Source organism: Streptomyces sp. NPDC001889 (assembly GCF_053594535.1).
Genome location: NZ_JBSFER010000055.1, coordinates 1 through 11,274, shown reverse-complemented (window position 1 = coordinate 11,274; position 11,274 = coordinate 1). Strand labels below are relative to the sequence as shown.

Sequence of the window (11,274 nt, the reverse complement as noted above, 5' to 3'; positions counted from 1 at the left end):
GTCGATGTTCCGCTTCTTCGCCTCGGCGTAGAGCTGGTCCTTCGTGGGTCCCTGCGCTCCGCTGTGCGAGCGCAGTCCACCGCGCTGGGAGGCGGCGGACCCGTCCGGAGGCGCGGGGCCACCGCTCTTCCCACCCGCCCCACCCCCGGTGACCGGCGGAATCTCGTCCTCCGCCCGCTGTCCGATGAAGGGTCCACGACCCGGGAGCGGTACGCTGCGGGCGTTACCGTGAGCATTTCCGGAGGAGCCCCGTGCCCGAGCTGCCCGAGGTCGAGGTCGTACGCCGAGGACTCCAGCGCTGGGTCAGCGGACGGACGATCGCCGAGGTGCAGGTGCTGCATCCGCGGGCCGTCCGCCGCCATCTCGCCGGGGCCGACGACTTCGCGGCCCGGCTCAAGGGACACAGCGTCGGCATCGCCCGGCGCCGCGGCAAGTATCTGTGGCTGCCGCTCGCCGACACCGACTCCTCCGTCCTCGGCCACCTGGGCATGAGCGGACAGCTGCTCGTGCAGCCCGAGGACGCCGGCGACGAGAAGCATCTGCGGATCAGGGTCAGCTTCGACGACACCCTCGGCACCGAACTGCGCTTCGTCGACCAGCGGACCTTCGGCGGGCTCTCCCTCCACGACAACACCCCCGACGGGCTGCCCGATGTCATCGCGCACATCGCCCGCGACCCCCTCGACCCCGCCTTCGACGACGACGCCTTCCACACGGCGCTGCGGCTGAAGCGCACCACGGTGAAACGGGCGCTCCTCGACCAGTCCCTGATCAGCGGCGTGGGCAATATCTACGCGGACGAGGCGCTCTGGCGTGCCCGGCTCCACTACGAGCGCCCCACGGCGGGCATCTCCCGGGCCCGGTCGGCCGAGCTGCTCGGTCATGTACGGGAGGTGATGCGCGCGGCCCTGGCGGTCGGCGGCACCAGCTTCGACAGCCTGTACGTCAATGTGAACGGCGAATCGGGGTACTTCGACCGCTCGCTGGACGCCTACGGTCGGGAGGACGAGCCCTGCCGCCGCTGCGGCACCCCGATGCGCAGACGTCCCTGGATGAACCGTTCCAGCTACTTCTGCCCGCGCTGTCAGCGTCCCGCCAGGCCCGCGCGCGCCCGGTGACGGCAAGGGTCCGGTGACGGCGAGGGGCCGGTGACCGTGCCCGGCCGGGCCGCGCGGGGCACCGGCCGTCAGAAGCCGAAGTTCTGGGTCCACCACGGGCCGCCGTCGCCCATGTGGACACCGACCCCCAGGGTCTTGTAGTCGCAGTTGAGAATGTTGGCGCGGTGGCCCTCGCTGTTCATCCAGGAGTTCATCACCGCACCCGCGTCCGCCTGGCCGCGGGCTATGTTCTCGCCGCCGAGATTCGCCACGCCCGCCTGCTCGGCCCGGTCCCAGGGGGTGTCCCCGTCGGGGTCGGTGTGCGAGAAGAAGCCGCGCGCCGCCATGTCACCGCTGAAGTCGCCCGCCAGCCGGGCCAGCGAGGCGTCGAACCGGACCGGGGCACAGCCGACCTTCGCGCGCTCCTCGTTCACGAGTGCGAGCACTTCGGCCTCGACACCCGACTCGGACGGGGTGGAGGGCGGCGCGGGCGCGGACGACGGCGGGGGAGCGGGGGTTCTGGTGGCGGGGGTGGTCCGCTCGGCGGAGCGGTCGGGGGTGCGCTCCCGCTCGCGGACCGGGGGCTTGGCGGCAGCGGACGGACGCGTCCTCGGCGCGGTCGTCTCCCGCGCGGGGGCCTTGCTCCGCTCCGACGGCTTCGCCGACGGCTCGGCCGGCGGCTTCGGAACGGGAGAGGTGGAGGGCGCGTGGGCGGGAGCGGCGCCGGAGCTGCTCCGGGAGGGCTCTCCGCTCTGCTCGCCCTGGGTCTGGAGCGTGGCCGACCCCTCGCTCCGGAGCGCCCCGCTGGGAGTGCTGCCCGAGCCGGAGGTGAAGGTGGAGCCGCCGGGAATCAGCCCGGACGCGACGGCGACGGCCCCCACCGCCATCGCGGCGGAGGCGCCGAGCAGTCCCGTGCGTACGGGCCTGCCCGCACGCTGAGTGGAGCGTCGATGGCGTCCCATGGAACTGTGCCTTCCTCGTACTCAACGGCTGAGACGATCCGCCCGCGCACCGCCGGGCGCCGTTCGCACGGCCGGGTCGCACGCCGGTCGCGCACCGGTTCCGCGGTGGCGGAACGGATCGATCCGGTTCACCCGAACGGGTGACCTTCATTGCGACGGGACTGTACGCCATGACGCCTGGGCCGTAAGCGGCTCATGAGCAAATCACTCGCCGCCCGTGCGGATACCGTGCAGTCATGAACGACAAGGCACGACTGACCGCCTGGGTACGCGGTCGAGTACAGGGAGTGGGATTTCGCTGGTTCACCAGGGCAAATGCACTGGAGATCGGCGGGCTCACCGGATTCGCCCTCAACCTGGACGACGGCAGGGTGCAGATTGTGGCGGAGGGGTCACGTGAGAATTGCCACCGGCTGCTGGAGTGGCTGCGTTCGGACGACACACCCGGCCGTGTGGACGGTGTGACTGAGATATGGGACACGCCCAGAGGCGGCTATGACGGCTTCGCCATCCGCTGAGCAACGCACCCGGTCCCGGGGCTCCGGGGGCGCCCGGCGCGGCTCGTCCCGGCACCCGCCGAACGCATAAACGAGCAGGTGGTTGCCGATGGGGGCGGTCCGTGCCAGGATGCGGCGACCAGGGGGAAACACCCGCCCCCGGAGCCCCGGGGCAGAGCCCTCCGGCGCCGTCGCGGCAGCCGTGAGCACCCGGGTCGCCCCCTCCGCACGGGGCGTGATCGTGTTGACCGTCAAACTTTTTGGTGAGACTCTGGAATCCCCGCGCACCTTAGCTGTTTGGCAGTAAGAACCGCAGCGATTCAGCAGTACCACAGCACTGTCGAGCACCGCGGGTGCGAATCCCTCACGACCCACACCGCATCGGTCGGTCACTCAGTGTGGAGGACCATCCATCATGGCAAAGGCGCTTCTCGGTTACGTCGGCGGTTCTGACCCGCGACTCCTCGCCGAGATGCGACGGCTTCAGCAGCGCGTCCAGGACCTCGAATCCGAACTCGTACGGATTCAGTCCGAGAATGACGCGCTCAGCGCCGCCGTCGCTCAGCACCCCGGAGAGTCGCTGCTTGACGGCATCGACATCGACGTACCGCAGGCGGAGCCCGCGCTCACCTGAGCCCGGAGGTCCGCTGGATTCATCGCGCAAGATATGCAAGGGACGCCTCGGCGTCCCTTCTTTCTTTCCCCCCGTGCCATCCTGTCCCTCCCCTCACCGTCTGATGTGCCCCTCGCCTTCATGGGTGAAACCGCCGGCTGAAGGTAGAGTCCGGCTGCGTGCACCTCAAGGCCATGACCCTGCGCGGTTTCAAATCCTTCGCCTCCGCCACGACACTGCGGTTCGAACCCGGTATCACCTGTGTGGTGGGCCCCAACGGCTCCGGAAAGTCCAATGTGGTGGACGCGCTCTCCTGGGTCATGGGCGAACAGGGCGCCAAGTCGCTGCGCGGCGGAAAGATGGAGGACGTCATCTTCGCCGGGACGACCGGGCGGCAGCCGCTCGGCCGGGCCGAGGTCTCCCTGACCATCGACAACTCCGACGGCGCGCTCCCCATCGACTATGCCGAGGTCACCATTACGCGGATCATGTTCCGCAATGGCGGCAGCGAATACCAGATCAATGGCGACACCTGCCGGCTCCTCGATATCCAGGAACTCCTCTCCGACTCCGGCATCGGCCGGGAAATGCATGTCATCGTCGGACAGGGACGTCTCGACTCGGTGCTCCACGCCGATCCCCTGGGGCGCCGCGCCTTCATCGAGGAGGCCGCCGGAGTGCTCAAGCACCGCAAGCGCAAGGAGAAGGCGCTGCGGAAACTCGACGCGATGCGCGCCAATCTCGCCCGTGTCCAGGACCTCACCGACGAACTGCGCCGACAGCTCAAACCGCTGGGACGGCAGGCGGCCGTCGCCCGCCGGGCCGCCGTCATCCAGGCCGATCTGCGCGACGCCCGGCTGCGCCTCCTCGCCGACGACCTCGTCACCCTGAGGGCCGCCCTCGCGGCGGAGCTGGCCGACGAGGCCGCGCTCAGGGAGCGCAGGGAGAGCGCGGCGGCCCGGCTGGCGGCGGCACTCGCCCGGGAGGCCGCGCTGGAGGAGGAGACGCGGCGGCTCGCCCCCCGGCTCCAGCGCGCCCAGCAGAGCTGGTACGAACTCTCCCAGCAGGCCGAACGGGTGCGCGGCACCGTCTCCCTCGCCGACGCCCGGGTGAAGAGCGCGACCGCGCGGCCGCCGGAGGAGCGGCGCGGCCGGGAGCCCGAGGACATGGAGCGGGAGGCCGCCCGCGTCCGTGAGCAGGAGGCCGAGCTGGCGGCGGCGGTGGAGGCGGCCCAGCGGGCGCTGGAGGACACCGTCGCCCACCGCGCCGGGCTGGAACGGGGACTGGCCGACGAGGAGCGCCGGCTCAGGGACGCCGCCCGCGCCATCGCCGACCGGCGCGAGGGCCTCGCCCGGCTGGGCGGCCAGGTCACCGCGGCCCGGGGCCGGGCCGCCTCCGCCCAGGCCGAGATCGACCGGCTCGCCGCCGCCCACGAGGAGGCCCGTGAACGGGCCGTCACCGCCGCCGGGGCGTACGAGCGGCTGAGGGCCGAGGTGGCGGGGCTGGACGCGGGCGACAGCGAACTGGCCGAGCGCCACGACGCCGCACGGCGCGCCCTGGCCGGCGCCGAGTCCGCGCTGAACGCCGCCCGCGAGGCGCTCACCACCACCGAGCGCGAGCACGCCGCCCTCACCGCCCGCCGCGAGGCCCTCGCCCTCGGGCTGCGCCGCAAGGACGGCACCGGCGCGCTGCTGGCCGCCGCCGACCGGCTCACCGGGGTGCTCGGCCCGGCCTCCGGGCTGCTCGACGTCACCCCCGGCCGGGAGGTCCCCGTCGCCGCTGCCCTGGGAGCCGCCGCCGACGCGGTCGCGGTCACCACCCCCACGACGGCCGCCGAGGCCCTGCGGCTCCTGCGCAAGACCGACGCGGGCCGGGCCTCCCTGCTGCTGGCCGGTGCGCCGGAACAGGACCGCGCCCCGGCGGCGCCTCACCACCCGCACCCGCACCCGGGCCCCGGCCCGCACCCGGGCCCCGGCCCGCACCCGGGTCCCCGCACGGGCACCGGCCCCGGCACGGACACCGCGCCGGGCGCCGTCCCCGGAGCCTGGCCGTACGCCGTCGATCTCGTGCGCGGTCCCGATGAGCTGATGCCGGCCGTACGGCGGCTGCTGAGCGGATGCGTCGTGGTGGAGACCCTCGCGGACGCCGAGGAACTGATCCGCGCCCGGCCCGGGCTCACCGCCGTGACCGCCGAGGGGGACCTGCTCGGCGCCCACTTCGCCCAGGGCGGGGCGGCCGGGGCGCCCAGCCTGCTGGAGGTGCGGGCGGCCGTGGACGAGGCGGCGGCCGGTCTCGCGGAGCTGGCCGGCCGCCGCACGGAGCTGGCCGGGGCCAGGGAGCGGGCCGCCGCCCGGCACGCGGAGTGCGCCGGGCTCGTCGAGGAGCTGGGGGAGCGCCGTCGCGCCGCCGACCGGGAGAAGTCCGCCGTCTCCGGCCGGCTCGGGACCCTCTCCGGGCAGGCCAGGGCCGCCGGCGGCGAGGCCGAGCGCACCGCCGCCGCCGTCACCCGCGCCCGCCAGGCGCTGGAGCGGGCCCGCGAGGAGGCCGAGGAGCTGGCCGAGCGGCTGCTCGTCGCCGAGGAGGCACCCGCGGAGGACGAGCCCGACACCCAGGTGCGGGACCGGCTCGCCGCCGACGGCGCCAACGCCCGCCAGACCGAGATGGAGGCCCGGCTCCAGCTCCGTACCCACGAGGAGCGGATGAAGGGCCTCGCGGGCCGGGCCGACTCCCTCGACCGGGGAGCCCGCGCCGAACGGGAGTCGCGGGCCCGCGCCGACGCGCGCCGCGCCCGGCTGCGCCACGAGGCGGCGGTGGCCTCGGCCGTGGCGGCCGGCGCCCGCCAACTGCTGGCGCATGTGGAGGTGTCGCTGCTGCGCGCCGACGGGGAGCGCACCGCGGCGGAGGCGGCCCGGGCGGGCCGGGAGCGGGAGCTGGCCCACGCCCGCGCCGGGGGCCGCGAGCTCAAGGAGGAGCTGGACAAGCTCACCCACTCGGTCCACCGGGGCGAGGTGCTGGGCGCCGAGAAGCGGCTGCGGATCGAGCAGCTGGAGGGCAGGGCCCTGGAGGAGCTGGGCGTGGAACCGGCCGCGCTGGTCGCGGAGTATGGCCCCGACCAGCCCGTACCGCCGTCCCCGCCGGCCGACGGCGAGGAGCTGCCCGAGGACCCCGCCCACCCCCGCAACCGGCCCGCAGGTTTCGTCCGCGCCGATCAGGAAAAGCGCCTGAAGTCGGCCGAACGGGCGTATCAGCAGCTCGGAAAGGTGAACCCGCTGGCCCTTGAGGAGTTCGCGGCGCTGGAGGAGCGCCATCGGTTCCTCTCGGAACAGCTCGATGACCTGAAGAAGACCAGAGCCGATCTTCTGAAGGTCGTGAAGGAGGTGGACGAACGCGTCGAGCAGGTCTTCACCGAGGCGTACCGGGACACGGCCCGCGAGTTCGAAGGCGTCTTCGCGCGGCTCTTCCCCGGTGGCGAGGGCAGACTGATCCTGACCGACCCCGGCGACATGCTCACCACGGGCGTGGAGGTCGAGGCGCGCCCGCCGGGCAAGAAGGTGAAGCGGCTCTCCCTGCTCTCCGGCGGCGAGCGCTCGCTGACCGCCGTGGCGCTGCTGGTGGCGATCTTCAAGGCCCGGCCGAGCCCGTTCTATGTGATGGACGAGGTCGAGGCGGCGCTCGACGACACCAATCTCCAGCGGCTGATCCGGCTCATGCAGGAGCTTCAGGAGTCCTCCCAGCTGATTGTGATCACCCACCAGAAGCGGACGATGGAGGTCGCGGACGCGCTGTACGGCGTCTCCATGCAGGGCGACGGCGTCTCCAAGGTCATCAGCCAGCGCCTGCGCTGACCTTCCCGGCCGCCCTCACACCGACAGCCCACCCCGCTGGTGACCCCCGTGCGGGTGTGCACCACTGGAAGGGCTCGCCCTGAGGGGCGGAGCTGTCGGGCGGTCCACGAGCAACGGCCCCAGGAGTACATGTGACCAGCAGTCCGCCCCCGGCTTCGGGGGCCCGTGAGGCCCACCCCGAGCATCTCGGTCATGTCATCTTCATCACCGCGTCCGCCGCGATGGGCGGCTTCCTCTTCGGCTACGACAGTTCGGTCATCAATGGCGCGGTCGAGGCCATCCGTGACCGTTACGCCATCGGTTCCGGGGAACTCGCCCAGGTCATCGCCATCGCCCTGATCGGCTGTGCCATCGGCGCGGCCACCGCGGGCCGGATCGCCGACCGGATCGGCCGGATCGCGTGCATGCGGATCGCGGCCCTGCTCTTCGCCGTCAGCGCGGTGGGCTCCGCGCTGCCGTTCGCGCTCTGGGACCTGGCGATGTGGCGCATCATCGGCGGCTTCGCCATCGGCATGGCCTCGGTCATCGGCCCCGCGTACATCGCCGAGGTCTCACCGCCCGCCTACCGGGGCCGGCTCGCCTCCTTCCAGCAGGCCGCGATCGTCATCGGTATCGCCGTCTCCCAGCTGGTGAACTTCGGCATCCTCCAGCTCGCCGACGGGGACCAGCGCGGGGAGCTCGCCGGCCTGGAGGCCTGGCAGTGGATGCTCGGGGTGATGGTCATCCCGGCCCTGCTGTACGGGCTCCTCTCCTTCGCGATCCCCGAGTCCCCCCGCTATCTGATCTCGGTCGGCAAGGTCGGCCGGGCGAAGAAGGTGCTCGCCGAGGTGGAGGGCGAGCACATCGATCTGGACGCCCGGGTCCAGGAGATCGACCACGCGATGCGCCGGGAGCACAAGTCGACCTTCAAGGATCTGCTCGGCTCGCGCTTCGGCTTTCTGCCCATCGTCTGGGTGGGTATCGGACTCTCGGTCTTCCAGCAGCTCGTCGGCATCAATGTGGCGTTCTACTACTCGTCCACGCTCTGGCAGTCCGTCGGCATCGACCCGACCAGCTCGTTCTTCTACTCGTTCACCACATCGATCGTGAACATCATCGGCACGGTGATCGCGATGGTGCTCGTCGACCGGATCGGCCGCAGGCCCCTCGCGCTGATCGGCTCGACCGGAATGGCCATCGCCCTGGCGTTCGAGGCCTGGGCCTTCTCCGCCGATCTGGTGGACGGCAAACTGCCCGGCACCGAGGGGACCGTGGCGCTGGTCGCCGCCCATGTCTTCGTGCTCTTCTTCGCCCTCTCGTGGGGTGTGGTGGTCTGGGTCTTCCTGGGCGAGATGTTCCCCAACCGGATCAGGGCGGCGGCGCTCGGAGTCGCCGCGTCCGCGCAGTGGATCGCCAACTGGGCCATCACCGCGACCTTCCCGAGCCTCTCGGACTGGAACCTCTCGGGGACGTACGTCATCTACGCCTCCTTCGCGGTGCTCTCGATCCCGTTCGTGCTGCTGTTCGTCAAGGAGACCAAGGGCAAGTCGCTGGAGGAGATGGGCTGACCCCTCCCCGGGCCCCCGTGCCCCCTGTGCCCCCGGGACGCGCCGGGGGCACAGGGGGCACGGTCAGAACTCGTCCGTGGTGTGCGGCAGCAGCTCCGTCCGCGCGGCGAGGCCCAGCAGCCGCGCCGCGCCGGGCGCGTGCTCGGTCACCAGCCCCGCGCGGACCAGCTCCGCCGGGTCGATGTCCCCGAGATAGAGCGCCGCGAGCTCCCGGACGTCCAGGGTGAGATCGGCGGCGTCCCCGGTGCGCGCGACCCGGGCCCGGTGGCCGCCCTCGCCGGGCTTGGCGGTCACCCGGTACCGCCCGGCGTTGGCGGGCAGCCGTGTGTCGGTCACCTCCAGCACCAGATCCAGCGGCGCCGACCAGCTCCGTCCCTCCAGCGCCGCGGCCACATCGACCGTGCGCAGCCAGAGCGCCGGGAACTCCTGGGTGACCCGCACCCGGTCCCGGTCGGCGACGATCCGCAGCAGCGGATCGTCCAGCGGCCGGCCCCACGCCTTCACCTTGTCCACCAGGTCGATCGAGGTCACGAACCGCCAGAGCGCGGCGGCCACGGCCGGGGAATCGGCCTCCAGCTCCCGCAGATGGACCGTGCCCCGGCCCTCGTCGTCCCGCGTGGTGCGGTAGAAGACATAGCCCGCGGGCTCCTCGCCCGGCTCGCCGATCGTCACCACCCGGGGCGGGCTCAGCTCGTCGCTGTCCTCGTCCTCCTCGGGCAGGGTGTGCGTACGCCACCAGAACTCGTCCCGGGCCACCCGGCCCGCGCGCTCCGCCCGCGCGGCGGCGTGCAGGGGGCCGATCAGCGCGGGCGCGTCCGAGGCGGGGACCAGCCGCAGCGGACGGCCGTCGGGCTCGATCCGCAGCTCCAGCGGCACGTCGGTGTCGATCTCCACCGAGTACGAGCGGGTCGCCGGCTCATAGCCGAACCGGCCGTAGATCCCCGACTCCGAGACCCAGAGCGCGGCCAGCGGCTGCCCGGCCGCCGCGCACCGCCGCCACAGCTCGGCGATCATCCCGCTGAGGACCCCGCGCCTGCGGTGGGTCGGCGCCACGGAGACAAAGGTCACCCCGGCGCACGGCAGCTCCCCGCCGGGCACCGACAGCTCCAGCGGGTGGGCGCCCAGCAGTCCGACGAGTTCCTCCCCCTCATAGGCTCCGACGCGCTCGCAGTGCGCCAGGGCCTCCCGGTGGCGCTTGCGGGTGTCCTCCTCGACGCCCTTCTCCAGAAAGACGAGATAGTGCAGGTCCAGGGCGCGGTCGAGCTGTTCATCCGGAATGGTCCGGTACTCCAGGGCGGTCATTTCCCCGACGCTAGCCCGCGTGGCGCACACCCGTCATCCGGGTTTTCCGCCGCCGCTCGCGGGCAGGGGGACAGCCCCGGGAAACAGGCTCCCGGGACGGCCGGGAAGGCCGTGCGGGTCCGCCCGGGGTGTGGCCCCCCGGGTCCGGTGGGGTGTGACCGATACTGGGTGGGTTATGGAATTCGTCATCCTTGCTGTAGTCATCGCCCTGGTCGCCGTCGGCGCGATCAGCGGGCTCGTGATCAGCAGCCGCAAGAAGAAGCAGCTGCCGCCATCGGCCCCGTCGTCCGCGCCGACCATCACCGCTCCGCCCGCCGAGCCGCATGTCGGCGACGAGGCGGAGACACCGCGGGAAGAACCACGCCGCACCATCGAAGAGGTCGACCTCCCGCCGGCCGACGAACCCGCCGGCACCCCGGTCGCCGTCGAGGACCCCGTCGTCGCGGAGCCCCCGGCCCCCGCGATCGAGGTCCCGGAGCCCACCGCCGGCCGGCTCGTCCGGCTGCGCGCCCGCCTCGCCCGCTCGCAGAACTCCCTCGGCAAGGGGCTCCTCACCCTGCTCTCCCGCGAGCACCTCGACGAGGACACCTGGGAGGAGATCGAGGAGACCCTCCTCGTCGCCGATGTCGGTGTCGCCCCCACCCAGGAGCTGGTGGAACGGCTCCGTGAGCGGGTCCGGGTGCTCGGCACCCGCACCCCGGACGAGCTGCGCGCCCTGCTCCGGGAGGAGCTGCTCCACCTCATCGGCACCGAGGCCGACCGCGCGGTGAAGACCGAGAGCGGCCTCGACACCCCCGGTGTCGTCATGGTCGTCGGCGTCAACGGCACCGGCAAGACCACCACCACCGGCAAGCTCGCCCGTGTGCTGGTCGCGGACGGCCGCTCGGTCGTCCTCGGCGCCGCGGACACCTTCCGGGCGGCGGCGGCCGACCAGCTCCAGACCTGGGGCGAGCGCGTCGGCGCCCGCACCGTGCGCGGTCCCGAGGGCGGCGACCCGGCGTCGATCGCGTTCGACGCGGTCAAGGAGGGCATCGCCGAGGGCGCCGATGTGGTGCTGATCGACACGGCGGGCCGGCTGCACACCAAGACCGGTCTGATGGACGAGCTGGGCAAGGTCAAGCGCGTCGTGGAGAAGCACGGCCCGCTCGACGAGATCCTGCTCGTCCTGGACGCCACCACCGGCCAGAACGGCCTGGTGCAGGCGCGGGTCTTCGCCGAGGTCGTGGACATCACCGGCATCGTGCTGACCAAGCTGGACGGCACCGCCAAGGGCGGCATCGTCATCGCCGTCCAGCGCGAGCTGGGCGTCCCGGTGATGAAGGAGTTGGCGACGGCGATGATCGGCTTCCCGATGTCCGCGCTCGCTACGCCCGACGCGCGCATAAGGGCACGGGCGCCCGCCATGTTGCGT

The 11,274-nt window shown here is 72.7% G+C and carries 8 protein-coding genes and 1 pseudogene; 6 read left to right on the top strand and 3 right to left on the bottom strand.

Translation table 11 applies throughout. The features are described from left to right. Nucleotides 1-93, bottom strand: a pseudogene (locus tag ACWCRA_RS34985) (plasmid stabilization protein); the annotation flags it as partial. 158 nt (nucleotides 94-251) lie between these two features. Here ACWCRA_RS34985 and mutM point away from each other — a divergent pair. Continuing rightward, a complete protein-coding gene (gene mutM, locus ACWCRA_RS34980; RefSeq protein ID WP_351546458.1) occupies nucleotides 252-1,118 on the top strand; it encodes a bifunctional DNA-formamidopyrimidine glycosylase/DNA-(apurinic or apyrimidinic site) lyase in 867 nt (288 codons plus the stop codon). A gap of 68 nt (nucleotides 1,119-1,186) precedes the next feature. On the opposite strand, the gene ACWCRA_RS34975 is transcribed toward mutM, so the two are convergent. After that, complete coding sequence (locus ACWCRA_RS34975) at nucleotides 1,187-2,059, bottom strand: CAP domain-containing protein (protein ID WP_351546455.1); 873 nt, start codon at nucleotides 2,057-2,059, stop codon at nucleotides 1,187-1,189. A 236-nt stretch (nucleotides 2,060-2,295) separates the two neighbouring features. On the opposite strand from ACWCRA_RS34975, the gene ACWCRA_RS34970 reads away from it, so the two are divergent. From ACWCRA_RS34970 to ACWCRA_RS34955, 4 genes are all read left to right on the top strand, one after another. Next, nucleotides 2,296-2,577 (top strand): acylphosphatase, encoded by a 282-nt coding sequence (locus tag ACWCRA_RS34970; protein WP_351546452.1) that lies wholly within the window; start codon nucleotides 2,296-2,298, stop codon nucleotides 2,575-2,577. Between the two features lie 394 nt (nucleotides 2,578-2,971). Beyond that, nucleotides 2,972-3,190, top strand: a complete 219-nt coding sequence (locus ACWCRA_RS34965; protein ID WP_153486296.1) for a hypothetical protein — start codon at nucleotides 2,972-2,974, stop codon at nucleotides 3,188-3,190. Nucleotides 3,191-3,348: 158 nt separating this feature from the next. Continuing rightward, a complete protein-coding gene (locus tag ACWCRA_RS34960) occupies nucleotides 3,349-7,014 on the top strand; it encodes an AAA family ATPase (RefSeq protein WP_451069450.1) in 3,666 nt (1,221 codons plus the stop codon). Between the two features lie 131 nt (nucleotides 7,015-7,145). Beyond that, nucleotides 7,146-8,561, top strand: coding sequence for a sugar porter family MFS transporter (locus tag ACWCRA_RS34955; protein ID WP_351546445.1), 1,416 nt, complete (start codon nucleotides 7,146-7,148; stop codon nucleotides 8,559-8,561). 63 nt (nucleotides 8,562-8,624) lie between these two features. Here ACWCRA_RS34955 and ACWCRA_RS34950 read toward each other — a convergent pair whose 3' ends face one another. Beyond that, nucleotides 8,625-9,863, bottom strand: a complete 1,239-nt coding sequence (locus tag ACWCRA_RS34950) for a GNAT family N-acetyltransferase (RefSeq protein ID WP_351546443.1) — start codon at nucleotides 9,861-9,863, stop codon at nucleotides 8,625-8,627. Nucleotides 9,864-10,038: 175 nt separating this feature from the next. Between ACWCRA_RS34950 and ftsY the strand changes: the two genes are divergently transcribed. Next, on the top strand, nucleotides 10,039-11,274 hold a 1,236-nt coding region (gene ftsY, locus ACWCRA_RS34945; RefSeq protein ID WP_451069449.1), incomplete at its 3' end, for a signal recognition particle-docking protein FtsY.